Annotated in this window: 16 protein-coding genes and 1 riboswitch; of the genes, 11 read left to right on the top strand and 5 right to left on the bottom strand. The window is 57.6% G+C overall.

Annotation, left to right across the window (positions count from 1 at the left end):
* Positions 1 to 368 precede the first annotated feature (368 nt).
* The 6 genes from NW838_RS15505 to NW838_RS15480 all read left to right on the top strand — a co-directional run bounded on the left by NW838_RS15505 (position 369) and on the right by NW838_RS15480 (position 6,679).
* Positions 369 to 2,321 (top strand): bifunctional metallophosphatase/5'-nucleotidase, encoded by a 1,953-nt coding sequence (locus NW838_RS15505; protein WP_414355444.1) that lies wholly within the window; start codon positions 369 to 371, stop codon positions 2,319 to 2,321.
* Between the two features lie 357 nt (positions 2,322 to 2,678).
* Positions 2,679 to 3,206 carry a hypothetical protein gene (locus NW838_RS15500; protein ID WP_011431942.1) on the top strand — a complete coding sequence of 176 codons (528 nt, stop codon included), beginning with the start codon at positions 2,679 to 2,681 and terminating at the stop codon, positions 3,204 to 3,206.
* Between the two features lie 51 nt (positions 3,207 to 3,257).
* Positions 3,258 to 3,722, top strand: coding sequence for a GUN4 domain-containing protein (locus NW838_RS15495; protein ID WP_414330005.1), 465 nt, complete (start codon positions 3,258 to 3,260; stop codon positions 3,720 to 3,722).
* A 40-nt stretch (positions 3,723 to 3,762) separates the two neighbouring features.
* Positions 3,763 to 4,500 carry a DUF1995 family protein gene (locus tag NW838_RS15490; RefSeq protein ID WP_414350487.1) on the top strand — a complete coding sequence of 246 codons (738 nt, stop codon included), beginning with the start codon at positions 3,763 to 3,765 and terminating at the stop codon, positions 4,498 to 4,500.
* A 112-nt stretch (positions 4,501 to 4,612) separates the two neighbouring features.
* Positions 4,613 to 4,713: riboswitch (TPP riboswitch) on the top strand.
* A 5-nt stretch (positions 4,714 to 4,718) separates the two neighbouring features.
* On the top strand, positions 4,719 to 6,086 hold the full coding sequence (gene thiC / locus NW838_RS15485) for a phosphomethylpyrimidine synthase ThiC (protein WP_414428345.1): 1,368 nt from the start codon (positions 4,719 to 4,721) through the stop codon (positions 6,084 to 6,086).
* Between the two features lie 206 nt (positions 6,087 to 6,292).
* Complete coding sequence (locus NW838_RS15480; protein WP_414355356.1) at positions 6,293 to 6,679, top strand: VOC family protein; 387 nt, start codon at positions 6,293 to 6,295, stop codon at positions 6,677 to 6,679.
* 129 nt (positions 6,680 to 6,808) lie between these two features.
* Here the strand turns inward: NW838_RS15480 and psbM are convergent, their stop codons facing one another.
* Entirely contained in the window at positions 6,809 to 6,916 is a 108-nt protein-coding gene (gene psbM, locus NW838_RS15475; RefSeq protein ID WP_071818137.1) for a photosystem II reaction center protein PsbM, read from the bottom strand.
* An 85-nt stretch (positions 6,917 to 7,001) separates the two neighbouring features.
* Positions 7,002 to 7,298, bottom strand: a complete 297-nt coding sequence (locus NW838_RS15470; protein WP_414350488.1) for a 2Fe-2S iron-sulfur cluster-binding protein — start codon at positions 7,296 to 7,298, stop codon at positions 7,002 to 7,004.
* 362 nt (positions 7,299 to 7,660) lie between these two features.
* On the opposite strand from NW838_RS15470, the gene psbB reads away from it, so the two are divergent.
* From psbB to NW838_RS15455, 3 genes are all read left to right on the top strand, one after another.
* Positions 7,661 to 9,193: a photosystem II chlorophyll-binding protein CP47 gene (gene psbB, locus NW838_RS15465; protein WP_011431948.1), complete on the top strand. Its 1,533-nt coding sequence runs from the start codon at positions 7,661 to 7,663 to the stop codon at positions 9,191 to 9,193.
* Between the two features lie 106 nt (positions 9,194 to 9,299).
* A complete protein-coding gene (locus NW838_RS15460) occupies positions 9,300 to 9,398 on the top strand; it encodes a photosystem II reaction center protein T (protein ID WP_011431949.1) in 99 nt (32 codons plus the stop codon).
* Positions 9,399 to 9,797: 399 nt separating this feature from the next.
* The gene (locus NW838_RS15455; RefSeq protein ID WP_414355353.1) at positions 9,798 to 10,208 is read left to right on the top strand and encodes a response regulator; all 411 of its coding nucleotides are present in this window, start codon (positions 9,798 to 9,800) and stop codon (positions 10,206 to 10,208) included.
* 17 nt (positions 10,209 to 10,225) lie between these two features.
* Here the strand turns inward: NW838_RS15455 and purQ are convergent, their stop codons facing one another.
* Together purQ and purS are read right to left on the bottom strand one after the other, a co-directional pair.
* Positions 10,226 to 10,903: a phosphoribosylformylglycinamidine synthase subunit PurQ gene (purQ, locus tag NW838_RS15450; protein WP_414355351.1), complete on the bottom strand. Its 678-nt coding sequence runs from the start codon at positions 10,901 to 10,903 to the stop codon at positions 10,226 to 10,228.
* Positions 10,904 to 11,075: 172 nt separating this feature from the next.
* Positions 11,076 to 11,333: a phosphoribosylformylglycinamidine synthase subunit PurS gene (purS, locus tag NW838_RS15445; RefSeq protein WP_414355348.1), complete on the bottom strand. Its 258-nt coding sequence runs from the start codon at positions 11,331 to 11,333 to the stop codon at positions 11,076 to 11,078.
* 62 nt (positions 11,334 to 11,395) lie between these two features.
* Here purS and NW838_RS15440 point away from each other — a divergent pair, with 62 nt between their 5' ends.
* Together NW838_RS15440 and NW838_RS15435 are read left to right on the top strand one after the other, a co-directional pair.
* Complete coding sequence (locus tag NW838_RS15440; RefSeq protein WP_414428344.1) at positions 11,396 to 12,169, top strand: ABC transporter permease; 774 nt, start codon at positions 11,396 to 11,398, stop codon at positions 12,167 to 12,169.
* Between the two features lie 26 nt (positions 12,170 to 12,195).
* Entirely contained in the window at positions 12,196 to 12,924 is a 729-nt protein-coding gene (locus tag NW838_RS15435) for a 2-phosphosulfolactate phosphatase family protein (protein WP_414355346.1), read from the top strand.
* A 136-nt stretch (positions 12,925 to 13,060) separates the two neighbouring features.
* Here NW838_RS15435 and NW838_RS15430 read toward each other — a convergent pair whose 3' ends face one another.
* Positions 13,061 to 13,345, bottom strand: coding sequence for a hypothetical protein (locus tag NW838_RS15430; protein ID WP_414355344.1), 285 nt, complete (start codon positions 13,343 to 13,345; stop codon positions 13,061 to 13,063).
* Positions 13,346 to 13,361 lie beyond the last annotated feature (16 nt).

Here is a 13,361-nt window from a genome sequence, read left to right as displayed (position 1 = left end):
CGGGTGATCAACGCCCAGGGCTGCATTTCCTACTCCCCTTTTCGCCTGGGCTACGACGACCTGCAGAAAGCGCTGCTGCAAGCCGAAGGGATCCACTTCGACGCCGAGGGCCAGGTGGACTTGCAACAATTTGGCTGGGATCCAGGGGAAGTTTAACCTAGGCTTGACCTAACCTTAAACAGGTCATAGCGAAACCCCAATCCCAGCCTTGGTAACGTGAACGCGGATGCGTCCTCTCTTGTGGATGGAGTGAAGGAATTGTCATGAAACCAGCTTGCCGTGCTCGAGGGTCTGCCCCTGCCAAGAGATGGCTCCCGGATTGGCTGAACCCTCTGGCCAGGTCCCTGTGGGTCGGGTTGTGGTGTTTGGTGCTGAGCCTGGCCAGCGCCTGCGGTAGCAGCAGCTCGGTTCCCCCAACCGGCGGAGGGGCAGGGTTTATCGCCTCGGATCCCAATGTGGCCCTCTCGACTCAGCCGCCCGCTTTTACCCTACAAATCCTACACGCCAGCGACTTGGAAGCCTCGATAGCTGCCGTACAAGATGCGCCGCGCTTCTCGGCGGTGGTGAATGCTCTGCGCCCCCAATTTCCCAACACGGTGGTGCTCTCCAGTGGGGACAACTATATCCCCAGCCCCTTCTACAATGCCAGCACGGATCGGTCTCTGCAAGGCCGTTACAACCTCACCCCTGGCAAAGCCGATATCGAGATCATCAACGCCATTGGCTTTGAGGCGGCTGCCTTCGGCAACCACGAGTTCGACCAAGGCACGCGCCAGATTCGCGATCTAATTCGGCCCGACACGGGCCGCGGCTACGCTGGGGCTCGTTTTCCCTATCTGAGCGCCAACCTCAGCTTCAGCGGCACCGGGGAATTGGCCAGCGCTGACTTTGCCGCCGATGGCCAAGAGGCCAGCTCCATTCGAGGCAGAATTGCCAAGACAGCAGTGATTACCGTAGGAGGGCAGCGAATTGGCTTGGTGGGAGCCACCACCACTCGCTTGGCTGCCATTTCCAGCCCCGGCCCAGAGGTGAGGGTGGAAGGCAGAGTGGACGACACCGACCAGGTAAGTGCTGCCCTGATCCAGGGCTTTGTCGATCAACTCACTGCCCAAGGCATCAACAAAATTATCCTCCTGGCCCACCTGCAGCAGTTGCAAAACGAGGTGAGCCTAGCCAGCCAATTGCGAAATGTGGACATCATCATTGCCGGGGGATCCCACCGGGTGATTGCCAAGCCCACCGACCGCCTGCGCACCGATTTGCCGGATACCCGCACGGGTGACTACCCCATCTTGCGCTCCTCTGCCAGTGGTCAACCGGTGGCGGTGGTCAACACCGGCTCCAACTATCGCTACGTGGGCCGCCTGGTGGTCAGCTTCGACGCCAACGGGGTTATTGCCCGCATTGACCCGGTGAGCGGTGCCTATGCCACCGACGACCAAGGGGTAGCAGCTGTCAGGGGCACCCCCAATCCTGACGTGGTTCGGGTGGCCAATGAGATCGGCAACATCATCCGCACCAAGGATGGCCGCACCTTCGGCTCCACCACCCAATTTCTCAACGGCCTGCGGGCAGAGGTGCGCACTGAGGAAACCAACCTGGGCAACCTCACTGCCGATGCCAACCTGGCCTACGCCAGAACGGTTGATCCTTCTACGGTCATCTCCCTGAAAAATGGTGGCGGCATTCGCGCTCCCATCGGAGCTACCACAGGGGGTGGCGGCGGCGAGCCGGTGCGGCGGATCCCACCGGTTGCTAACCCTGAGGCCGGCAAGCAGTCCGGTCAAATCTCTCAGCTGGACATCGAAACGGCCCTTGCTTTTAACAACGGCCTCTCTCTGTTGACCGTCACCGCTGAGGAACTGAAGCAGATAGTGGAACACGGGGTGGCGCAAACCCAGCCGGGAGCTACGCCGGGCCGTTTCCCGCAAATTGGCGGCTTTGCCTTTAGCTTTGATCCCTCGCGGCCACCGGGATCCCGCGTCCTCTCCTTGCGGGTGGATACGCCCACAGGTCGGGATGTGGTGGTGCGCAACGGCCAAGTGCAAGGGGATCCCAGACGCACCTTCCGCCTGGTGACCCTGGACTTCTTGGCCAACGGTGGGGATGACTATCCCTTCCCTCGCCTGTCCAACCCCAACCGGGTGAACTTGGCCCCCAGTTCCGGCATCACCTTCGATACCCCCGGCAGCGAACAAGATGCCTTGGCTCGGTATTTGCGGCAGATCGGCGTGTTCACCCAAGCAGACACCCCGCCTGCCCAGGATACCCGCATCCAGAATCTGTCGGCCCGCCCCGATACGGTGCTGCAAGGGCTGTAGATTGGGTTAATGGACTGAGGCGGATGGATCCGGAGGAGTAGGGATTCCGATGCCAGACTCACTTCTTGCAAAAGGGGAGAGTGGCTTGGGTTAATTCCCTCAGCAACGCCATAGAAAATGTCTTGAGCTTTTTAGGAAAGACTACAGGAAGGGATCCCTGGCCAGTGTCAAGGATCCCTTTTCTTTTTCCTACTCCTATCCCTGCTGGTGTTACTTGGCAACGTTTACCGGGGTGCCCAGGCGGGCTGTAAACCTTGCGGGCATTGCCCACAATAGGTGGATTTGTATACGGATTGAATTGCTTCCTCAAGGAGGAATCATTACCATCAAGGGTGACGTTCGCTCCTTTTGCTGTTCATGACTCTGGAGACGTTTTTTACCCAGCTCAACGCCAATGGCTTAGCCATTGCGCTTTTGCTCTTTGCCACCCCTTGGGTGGTTTGGGTTCTCTGCGACTGGATCCCAGGCCAATGGGAGGAGCCTTTTTTGCTCAGCTTAAGTATCGGCTTGGGAGCGGTAACTCTTGTCCTCTGGGCGGGCTACTTGGCCTATGCCACCAACACCGCCGGCTGGCAGGCGGTGGTGAAGCAGGCGGATATGTTCTTGCTGCTGGTGCCTCCCTGGACTTTTCTTAGCTCCATCTGGGTGGCACGCCAGCGCATGCCTCTCTCGCGGGTGCCGGCTTTTCGCACCTTGCAAGGGATCGGCATTTTGGCGGCAGTCTATCTTATTTTTTCTTGGCTCAGTCGCCGGGTTTATCTTGTCTTTTTTTCCTACATGCCCTTTTCGGCTTTCTTGTGGATCCTGGCAGGGCTGTTGGGGGTGGCGTACATCGGCTATCGCATCATCTTCGGGGATCCGCCCAAGTACCCGCCTGAAACCTGAGGGGACGGACAGCAGGGACTAAAATCAAGGGAGACCTTTTGCAACTTGGCAATGGTGACCGTCCCTCTGACTTCAGCCCTGAATATCGACTATCGTCCTCTGCAGGAGCTGTTATCGGCGGGAGCCTGGCTGGAGGCGGATCGGCTGAGCCTACAACTGCTATGTCGGGCGGCAGGAGAGGGGGCGGCGCGGCGAGGCTGGCTGTATTTTTCCGAGGTGAGCCGGATCCCGGTCGAGGATCTGCGCACGATCGATCGCCTGTGGCGGGCGGCCTCCGGGGATCGCTTTGGCTACTCGGTGCAGCGGCAACTGTGGCTGGGGGTGAACCGCAACTGGGAGCGCCTCTGGCCGCTCATTGGCTGGAAGCAGGGCTACCACTGGACTCGCTACCCTGACGAGTTCATCTGGGATCTCTCCGCCCCCAAGGGCCACCTGCCCCTTTCCAACCAACTGCGGGGGGTGCGGGTTCTGGAGGAGTTGCTCACCCACAAGGCTTGGGAAGAAGTGTCTGGCTGAGCATCCCTGGTTACTGGCTGAATCATAATTGGACTAGACTGTGGCCGAGCAACTGCAACTAACCCAATTTCCCAACTTGCCCATCGACCTGGCCCAGGCCTGTGAGCAGGCCATCCAGGCTACACGGCTGGCTATGCAAGCAGGATATCGCCGCCTGCTCATCGAGATCCTGGCCCCCGACATCAAGCCAGAAGTATTGTCCCGCCCGTTCTTGGAGCTGCTGCAACCGCCTGCTTTGGTGCTATTCAGCGATGCCGGCGGAGCAGCCCTGGCCCAGCGGGAATGGGGATCCCTGCCAGAAGGGATTGAATTACAGAGCTTGACTTCCCGGACTCAACCTACCCCAGAACAGAGCCTCCTGCTGGTGATGCCAGCGGTTTACAGCTTGGATCAGGTGGAGCGGGTTTGCCAAGCGGTCAGCGGTGGGGATCCCTCTGGACTGACTTCCAAAGGACGGGATCCCAAACCCGTCGTTCTCCTCAACCCCCAATTGCAGGATGCCGCCACCGTGGGTGTGGGTCTGGCCGGTCGCCGTCTGCGCCAGCGGTTTCTGAGCACCTTCGAGACCAGCTACTACCTGCGCTCATTGGTGGAGGGAGCCCTGTTTCGCGCCTATCCGGATCCCTGGAGCGTGTGGCAGCAGGAAGAGCCCGGCCTCTACAGCGTCTTGAAGACTTTTATTGCCCAGCCCACCGGCGAGGAAGTGGCCGAACTGTTCAGGGCCAGCAAGGGAAAGGATCCCTGGTGGAGCTGGCGGCGCTGGCTGGGATCCCTGTGAGGGTCAGGATCTCATGGGGAGAGAGGCCAGGGGTGAGGGTTAGTACTATCTCAAACTCTTTTAATAAAGACTATAGAGCTCCCCGCCTCATCTCTATTTCGGTGATATGATCACACCACGCTAGGAGTGTCTGGGGATTATCCCCAGGCTGAGATTACATCCTCAGAACCTGATCTGGTTCATACCAGCGTAGGAAAGCGAGCACTGGAGTTGACAACATGCGCAGCGAATGGGTTGCCCGTCGTCGTGGGCAAGCAAATGTAACGCAAATGCACTTTGCCCGTCAAGGCCTGATTACCGAAGAGATGGAGTACGTGGCCCGGCGGGAAAACCTGCCGGCGGAACTGATCCGCTCGGAAGTGGCCCGGGGTCGCATGATCATCCCTGCCAACATCAATCACACCAACCTCGAGCCGATGTGCATTGGGATCGCTTCCCGGTGCAAAGTCAATGCCAACATTGGCGCTTCCCCTACTTCTTCCGGCTTGGCCGAAGAGCTGGAAAAGCTGAAATTGGCCATCAAATACGGCGCCGATACCGTTATGGATCTGTCCACCGGCGGGGGCGATTTGGATGAAATTCGCACAGCCATTATCCAAGCTTCTCCAGTGCCCATTGGCACGGTGCCCATCTACCAGGCCCTAGAAAGCGTGCATGGCAATGTCGAAAAACTCTCGGCAGAAGATATCTTGCATATTATCGAAAAGCAGGCCCAGCAAGGGGTGGACTACATGACCATCCATGCCGGGATCCTGATCGAATATCTGCCGTTGGTGCGCCATCGCCTGACGGGAATTGTTTCCCGTGGAGGTGGGATCCTAGCCCGCTGGATGTTGGCCCACCACAAACAAAATCCTCTCTATACCCACTTCCGCGATATTATTGAGATTTTCAAGAAATACGATGTTTCTTTCAGTTTGGGAGATTCTTTGCGACCGGGATGCTTGCACGATGCTTCTGATGAAGCACAACTGGCGGAGTTGAAAACCCTGGGCCAGTTGACCCGCATGGCTTGGGAGCACGATGTGCAGGTCATGGTGGAAGGGCCCGGCCACGTGCCGATGGATCAAATTGAATTCAACGTGCGCAAGCAAATGGAAGAGTGCGATGAGGCTCCCTTCTATGTTTTGGGACCTCTGGTAACCGATATTGCGGCAGGCTATGACCACATCAGCTCCGCCATTGGGGCGGCCTTGGCTGGCTGGTATGGTGCGGCAATGCTCTGCTACGTCACCCCCAAGGAACACTTGGGTTTGCCCAATGCTGAGGACGTGCGCAACGGCCTCATTGCCTACAAAATTGCCGCCCATGCTGCCGATATTGCCCGTCATCGCCCCGGTGCCAGGGATCGGGATGATGAGATGTCGAGGGCCCGCTATAACTTCGACTGGAACCGGCAGTTTGAATTGTCTTTGGATCCAGAACGCGCCAGAGAATATCACGACGAAACCTTGCCGGCAGATATCTACAAAACGGCAGAGTTTTGCTCTATGTGTGGGCCAAAGTTTTGCCCTATGCAAACCAAGATGGATGCAGAGGCTTTGAGCGAGCTGGAGCGGTTCTTGGCCGCGCAGCCAACAGGATAAGTCTTGGTTCATCCCCAATCCAATGGGTTGAAACCATCTTCTGTCCTGCCTATGGACTGGGTTGGGATCCCAGCCTCAAGCTGTCAAAAAGTTGGGTCTAAAGTTCTGTCCTACCGCAGGGATCCCTACCCTTCGGGGTGGGGAGTGTGTCAAGCTGATCTGGAGGAGAACCGTTGCAGTTGGCTCACTTGAGCACAGAGGATGACATGGCACTTAGACAACTCGGGCATGTCGCCATCCGGGTAGAAGACATCCCCAAGGCGGTGGAGTTCTACCAAAAGCTGGGCATGGTCAACGTCTGGCAGGATCCCGACTGGGCCTACATGAAGGCGGGAGAGGATGGGCTGGCACTGCTGGGGCCGGGCTATCGCGCAGCAGGGCCCCACTTTGGCTTTGTCTTCGACAGCATAGAGGAGCTCCAGCAAGAACACCAACGCCTGAAATCCCAAGGGATCCCGGTAGGGGCCATTCACACCCACAGGGATGGCACGGCCTCTTTCTACGGCAAGGATCCCGACGGCAACCTGTTTGAGTTTTTGTATGAGCCTGCGGGGACTTTCGACAGGGCTAGGTCAGCTCAAGCAACAGCTTGACCGATAGAGCTCCAAATACCCTTAATTCGCCCAGCCTAGACGACAAAAGACGAAGGGATCCCCTCCTACACAGGGGATCCCCCCTTTTGACCAGCATTTACCCGACTTGAGCCAGTGGGAGTTGCCCGGTCAGTCGCCAGATCTGCTGGAGGTTTGCACGTACAAAATCACCAGGAAGATGGCGGGCACCAGAACGACTAAGAGAGTGGCCAAGATGCCCAGGTAGTTCGTCTCCATAACTCCAAATGCCACAAGCCCAACTGGCAGTCAGCATACCACTCTTGAGTACGACTTGCCCAAAGGGAAAACAGGCGGGCCAAGGCTAGGGCTTTGTTTTGACGGAAACATCCCCCAGCACTTTGGTCTGGCAGGCAAGGCGGTAGCTATCGGGCTTGCGCTTGAGCTTGCGGTTTTCTGCCTCGGTGCGAGGGGAGAGATGCTCGGATCCCTCGACAATCTCCACCACACAGGTGCCACATTGGCCGTTGCCGCCGCAGTTGAGCAGCTTGGCCATCATTTTGTAGAGATCGATCTGGTTTTCCAGAGCCTTCAAGCGCAAGTTAGCGCCTTCAGCGACGAAGATCTCTCGGTTCTCGTTGACGAAGCGAATCGTTGCCATACCCCTGCCAGAAACCACGACACTTTTCAGCCTGAGCCAGGAGAGCGCTCACAGTTGCTAAGTATTGTAACATTTTAAGTCATATTTTTAATCTCCGGCGAGAGATCTGGGAAGATGATGCCTAAAGTGAGACGGCATCCTGCCTGAAGCCACTCAGGTCGGTAGCGTTTCGTTATACTGTTTGATGCCCGTGATGGAAATTCTGAGAGCGATATCCTCTTGGGTGCGCTCAGGGGTTCAAGCGGGTGCGGTACCCCCCGACTCTGAAGAAACTGCTCGGGTCAGGATCCTAGGTAAGATGTCGGCTTAATTGTTTGACTGGATATCGCGTAAGTGTTGGAGAACGTGGAGGACCGAGCTTTATGGGACTACCGTGGTATCGGGTCCATACGGTTGTACTGAATGACCCAGGTCGCCTAATCGCGGTTCACCTGATGCATACTGCTCTGGTAGCAGGTTGGGCCGGATCAATGGCGCTTTATGAGACGGCCATTTTCGATCCATCGGATCCTGTCCTAAATCCGATGTGGCGTCAGGGCATGTTTGTCATGCCATTTATGGTTCGCCTGGGGGTGGTCAACTCCTGGGGCGGTTGGAATATCTACGGCGAGAGCGTTGCCAATGCGGGCTTCTGGACGTTTGAAGGGGTAGCCACTGCCCATATCGTTTTGTCCGGCTTGCTCTTCTTGGCGGCCTGCTGGCACTGGGTGTACTGGGATCTGGAGCTGTTCCGGGATCCCCGCACCGGCGAGCCGGCTTTGGATCTGCCGAAAATATTTGGGATCCACCTGCTGTTGGCCGGGATCCTCTGCTTTGGGTTTGGCGCCTTTCACCTGACGGGGGTGTTTGGCCCGGGGATGTGGGTGAGCGATCCCTATGCGACGACGGGACACGTCCAGCCGGTAGCACCGGAATGGGGGCCAGCCGGTTTTAACCCCTACAACGCCGGAGGGGTGGTGGCCCACCACATTGCTGCAGGCATCGTGGGCATCATTGCAGGTCTATTTCACATCACGGTACGCCCACCCCAGCGCCTCTATCGCGCTCTGCGAATGGGGAACATCGAGACGGTGCTTTCCAGCTCGATTGCGGCGGTGTTTTTTGCCGGTTTTGTGGTGGCCGGAACCATGTGGTACGGCAGCGCCACTACCCCTGTGGAGCTGTTTGGTCCCACCCGCTACCAATGGGATTCTGGCTATTTCAACCAGGAGATTAACCGCCGGGTAAATGCGGCTATGGAAGCCGGGATGACCCGCAGCGAGGCCTACAACTCCCTGCCCAAATCTTTGCTCTTCTACGACTACGTGGGCAACAGCCCGGCCAAGGGGGGTCTGTTCCGAGCTGGCCCCATGAACAAAGGGGATGGCATTGCCATCGAGTGGCTGGGCTACCCGGTGTTCCGTGACCGCGAAGGGCGGGAGCTGACGGTGCAGCGGATGCCCAACTTCTTCGAGACCTTCCCGGTTATCCTGCGGGATGCCGATGGGGTGGTGCGGGCAGACATTCCCTTCCGTCGGGCAGAGTCTCGCTATAGCTTTGAGCAGGTGGGCGTGACGGTGGAGTTTTACGGCGGCAAGCTGGACGGTCAGGTGTTTACCGACCCGGCAACCGTCAAGAAATATGCCCGCCAGGCCCAGTTGGGTCAGTTGTTTGAGTTCGACCGAGAAACCCCCAAGGCGGACGGCACCTTCCACACCAGCCCCCGCGGTTGGTTTACCTTTGCTCACGCGGTCTTTGCCCTGCTGTTCTTCTTTGGCCACATCTGGCACGGCGCTCGCACTCTCTTCCGCGATGTGTTCGCCGGTATTGACCCCAATATGAGCGAGGAAATGGTGGAGTTCGGCGTCTTCCAGAAAGTAGGGGATCCCACCACTCGCAAGGTTCAGGAAGCCTAGAGCCCTTTTCGGCGATGCCGTCGGCACTCTGCTTCACTTTGGAGATGGGGTGCTGGCGGCTCCGAGTTAATCTGGAATCAAGCCCCCTTAGAAATGGAGGTTTTGTATGGAAGCCATCACCTACACCTTTATCCTGTTTTTGACGTTGGGCCTTCTGTTTTTCGCGGTCGCCTTTCGGGAAACTCCGAGAATTACCAAGAAGTAACCCAGGGTAGTGGCTGCCGTTCCTGCTGTGCCGGGCTCAAGCAAGGCAGAGGGAAGGTCAGTCTCTTTTGAGATTTGTGGTTTAGGCTTAGTTCTGGATGGGGCCGGAGCTCTCTCCGGCTTTCCTATTTGCGGTTGGGTAGCGGCAACTCGGAATGGAGTGATTCCAAAATAAGATTCCAAAATAAATAGTCAAGTAGCGGCAACCTGAGGATCCTTCCTTTTGGGAGAGGAGGGGGGAGTTCTCAGAGCTACTGAGACCCTTTTCGGTACTCTTCAGTACTCTGTAGGAGAACGCTTGTCCTACTGCTCAAATTGAACTCGCTAAGGATGCCTTAGGATGGCTTTTGGGATCCCAGAGACAGCTTAGCTTGGGTTCAGATTCAAGATTGGGTTAACGATGGCAACAGTGCTGCTGGTGGAAGATGATCCGATCAACGCCCGTGTTTTTGAGAAGGTGTTGCGACGGCGGGGAGGTTTTGAGGTCTTTCACAGCCAGGATGTGGAGCAGATTTTGAAGCTGGCCCAGGGGCACGAGGTGGATGTCATTTTGTTGGATGTTTCCCTGTCCCAGAGCACCTTTCGCGGCGAGGCGGTGGACGGGATCCGCATTGCCCAACTGTTGAAGGCGGATCCGAAAAGCAGCTCCATCCCCATCATTTTGGTGACGGCCCATGCGATGCGCGGCGACCGCGAGGCATTTTTGGCCCAGAGCGGGGCAGATGGCTACATTGCCAAGCCGGTGGTGGATCATGAGGAGATGGTGAATCAAGTTCGCCAGGTGTTGTCTCGAGGGCCGGGGCAGGGGTGAGTTCTCCTGGAGAAGAGTTAGGCGGCGAAGCTGCGCAAAATCGACTGCCAAAAGGGGATCCCATCTTGCCCTGGCAAATCGGGATCTGCTGCCCGCTCAGGGTGGGGCATTAAACCCAGAATCCGACCGCTGGGATCGCAAATGCCGGCGATGTTGTCCACAGAGCCGTTGGGCGCAACCGGAGCATAGCGAAAGACGATCTGCCCTCGATCCTGCAACTGCTTGAGGGTATCCGGATCACAGGTGTAGCGGCCTTCCCCATGGGCGATGGGCAGGGTTAAGGTGGATCCCTGGGGATACGCGCTTGTCCAGGGGAGATCCTGCCGTTCTACACGGATCCCCACTCGGTCGCAGATAAAGTGCAGGTTGGCATTGCGCACCAGTGCCCCCCGCAGCAGTCCTGCCTCTGTCAAGATCTGAAAGCCATTGCAAATGCCCAGCACATAGCCCCCTCGCGCCGCGTGCTCCTTCAGGGATCCCATCACCGGGGCAAAGCGAGCAATAGCCCCGCACCGCAAATAATCCCCATAGCTGAAGCCCCCCGGCAGCACCACCACATCCAGCCCCGACAAATCCGTCTCCCGGTGCCAGATCAGCCGCGTTGGGCAGCCCAAGAGGCCGCGGGTTACCCAGGCTACATCTCGGTCGCAGTTGGAACCCGGAAAAACAACAATGCCAAACCTCACGCCGGCCATTGGGATCCCTTGACGAGAGAAAAGAAGAGGGTGTGGTTGTAGCTATCCTAGAGAGCTTGAGACATTTTCCCAGTTTCTCTCCCCTAAGAAAAAACTGCGCTCCGTGAAATGGACAATTTCACAGTTGTTTGGAACGCCTCAAGTCAACCTCAAATCACCTGAACCCATCAAATCAGCCACCGATGGGATCCACTTGGATTTGATAAGTCTCAATCACCGGGTTGGCCAGCAGTTGATGGCACAGCTCATCCACCTGGCGGCGGGCGGTCTCGGCGTCGAGGGCCTCTAGCTGCAGTTGGATGTGCTTGCCAATGCGCACCTGTCGCACCTGGGTATGCCCCAACTGATGCAGGCTGGACTGGACGGCGGCCCCGACGGGATCGAGAACAGAGGGGCGCAGGTGAATCTGGATCTGAGCCTGGAACTGCATAGAATAAAGGCTGGATCTGTTACCAGTGTACCAGTCGAATCATCACAGCTTTGGGTTCAGCCATGGATGCGTCGCGCGTGGTGGCCATTGCCCACAACGTTTTCCGGGAAACGATTCGGGATCGGATTCTCTACCTGGTGATGGTATTTGCGGTGGCCATGCTGGGAGCCACTGTTTTGATCCCGCAGGTGGCCAACCAGGCCCACAACAAAATCATTGCCGACCTGGGGTTGGCAGCCATTCACTTCTTCGGCCTGATCGTGGCCATTTTCGTGGGCACAGGGCTGGTGAACAAAGAGATTGAAAAACGCACGGTGTATGTGCTGATCGCCAAACCCATGAGCCGGGCAGAGTTCATTGTCGGCAAGCATCTGGGCCTATCGGCGCTGCTGTCGGTGCTGGTGCTGCTGATGACGGTTGTGTTTCTGCTCAGCCTGCTGCTGGTGCAGGCCCCGATTTCCCTCTTGGCCATTCTCTGGGCGACGGTCTTCACTTTCTTGGAGCTGGTGCTGATCGTTGCCGCAGCCCTACTGTTCGGGGTTTTCACTTCCTCGATTCTGGCCACCCTCTACACCATTGCCCTGTTCCTGATGGGCCATGCCAGCCGCGCCCTGCTGCAACTGAGCAAGCTGGTGGAAGAGGCCGGATTGAGCAAAGTGTTTGAGGTGATTTATTTGATCCTGCCGGATCTGGAGCGCCTCAATCTGAGAGATGCTGCGGTTTACGGCCAAGTTCCGCCCCCAGCAGAACTTCTCGGAGATGCACTGTACGGCTTGGTTTACACCCTTTTGCTGCTGATTCTGGCAGTGTTGGTGTTCGCCCGGCGTGAGTTCTGACGTTTTCGATCCTTACCCCTTGCTCCATGCGTTTTTTCCACTTCCATACGCCTGAACAGGTGCCTTCATCCGGGATCCCAGAATGTGCAGTGGCCATTGATGTGCTGCGGGCCACCACCACCATTGCCACAGCGCTGGCAGCAGGAGCAGAAGCGGTACAGGTGTTTGCCCACCTGCAGCAGCTCCAAGAGGTGAGCCAAAACTGGCCAGCTTCCAAGCGGCTTTTGGCCGGGGAACGGGGGGGCAAAGCGGTGGCGGGATTCGACCTGGGCAATTCCCCTCTCGACTACACCCCCGACCGCGTTCGGGACAAGCGCGTCTTCCTGAGCACCACCAACGGCACGCGCAGCCTACAGCGCATTGAAGGGATCCCGGTGGTGATCACAGCAGCCCTGGTGAACTTGGGGGCCGTGGTGGACTTTCTCAGACGGGGATCCTTTGCCGAGGTGTGGCTGGTGGGATCCGGGTGGGAAGGGGCCTTTTCACTGGAAGATACTGCCTGTGCCGGGGCTATCCTGCATCGCTTGGGCTGCTCTTTGAACCAGTTGGGCAACGACGAGGCAGTGGCAGCCTTGGCCCTGTACCAAACTTGGCAGGATGATCTGCTGGGTTTGTTGCGGCGCTCTAGCCACGGGCAACGGCTATTGGGTCTGGGGCCGGAAAACGATCAGGATCTGGCCTACTGTGCCGATCTGGATCGTCTCTCGGTGGTGCCCCGACAGGTTCAGCCTGGGGTTTTGGCCAGTGGCGGGTAGATTCTGGACAGGTGGAGCGACCTGTGGATCCCACCACCCTCTGAGCTGGAAGTAGGCGGCCATTGTCAGCATGGGCTGGATCTCAACAGGCCGGGCGTAGGCTTGGGGATCCTTCCACGCCAGATATGGTCTTCGGCTAACCTGCTTGTGCCGTGTCGGGAGCGATGCCCAGCGCTTTCTGGTGCAGCCACGCCTGCCATTCTCCTGGGATCAGCTTGTTGTTAAACGCATCGCCAGAAACAAACATATCCCGCTGATTCTGGGCCAACACAAAAATGGAGCGGCGATCGAAATGGGAAGTGAGTTTGTAGAGGGTGTAGGGGCCTTCTGAGTAGAGGGTCAGCGTTTCTTGATCCAGACCGTGGCGGCTGCTTTGGCCGTAGGCCCGCAAGACAATGTTGATCAATCGCTCATAGTGCATAGACCGCAGATTAGAA

Source organism: Synechococcus sp. R55.2 (genome assembly GCF_047462075.1).
Taxonomy (GTDB): Bacteria; Cyanobacteriota; Cyanobacteriia; order Thermostichales; family Thermostichaceae; genus Thermostichus.
This window is presented reverse-complemented; position numbering and strand designations above follow the sequence as displayed.

Excerpts from the sequence above, each read along its gene's own strand:
- NW838_RS15500 (WP_011431942.1), top strand. The coding sequence starts at position 2,679 with ATGACTCTGGAGACGTTTTTTACCCAGCTCAACGCCAATGGCTTAGCC.
- NW838_RS15495 (WP_414330005.1), top strand. The coding sequence starts at position 3,258 with ATGGTGACCGTCCCTCTGACTTCAGCCCTGAATATCGACTATCGTCCT.
- thiC (WP_414428345.1), top strand. The coding sequence starts at position 4,719 with ATGCGCAGCGAATGGGTTGCCCGTCGTCGTGGGCAAGCAAATGTAACG.
- NW838_RS15480 (WP_414355356.1), top strand. The coding sequence starts at position 6,293 with ATGGCACTTAGACAACTCGGGCATGTCGCCATCCGGGTAGAAGACATC.
- psbM (WP_071818137.1), bottom strand. The coding sequence starts at position 6,916 with ATGGAGACGAACTACCTGGGCATCTTGGCCACTCTCTTAGTCGTTCTG.
- NW838_RS15470 (WP_414350488.1), bottom strand. The coding sequence starts at position 7,298 with ATGGCAACGATTCGCTTCGTCAACGAGAACCGAGAGATCTTCGTCGCT.
- psbB (WP_011431948.1), top strand. The coding sequence starts at position 7,661 with ATGGGACTACCGTGGTATCGGGTCCATACGGTTGTACTGAATGACCCA.
- NW838_RS15460 (WP_011431949.1), top strand. The coding sequence starts at position 9,300 with ATGGAAGCCATCACCTACACCTTTATCCTGTTTTTGACGTTGGGCCTT.
- NW838_RS15455 (WP_414355353.1), top strand. The coding sequence starts at position 9,798 with ATGGCAACAGTGCTGCTGGTGGAAGATGATCCGATCAACGCCCGTGTT.
- purQ (WP_414355351.1), bottom strand. The coding sequence starts at position 10,903 with ATGGCCGGCGTGAGGTTTGGCATTGTTGTTTTTCCGGGTTCCAACTGC.
- purS (WP_414355348.1), bottom strand. The coding sequence starts at position 11,333 with ATGCAGTTCCAGGCTCAGATCCAGATTCACCTGCGCCCCTCTGTTCTC.
- NW838_RS15440 (WP_414428344.1), top strand. The coding sequence starts at position 11,396 with ATGGATGCGTCGCGCGTGGTGGCCATTGCCCACAACGTTTTCCGGGAA.
- NW838_RS15435 (WP_414355346.1), top strand. The coding sequence starts at position 12,196 with ATGCGTTTTTTCCACTTCCATACGCCTGAACAGGTGCCTTCATCCGGG.
- NW838_RS15430 (WP_414355344.1), bottom strand. The coding sequence starts at position 13,345 with ATGCACTATGAGCGATTGATCAACATTGTCTTGCGGGCCTACGGCCAA.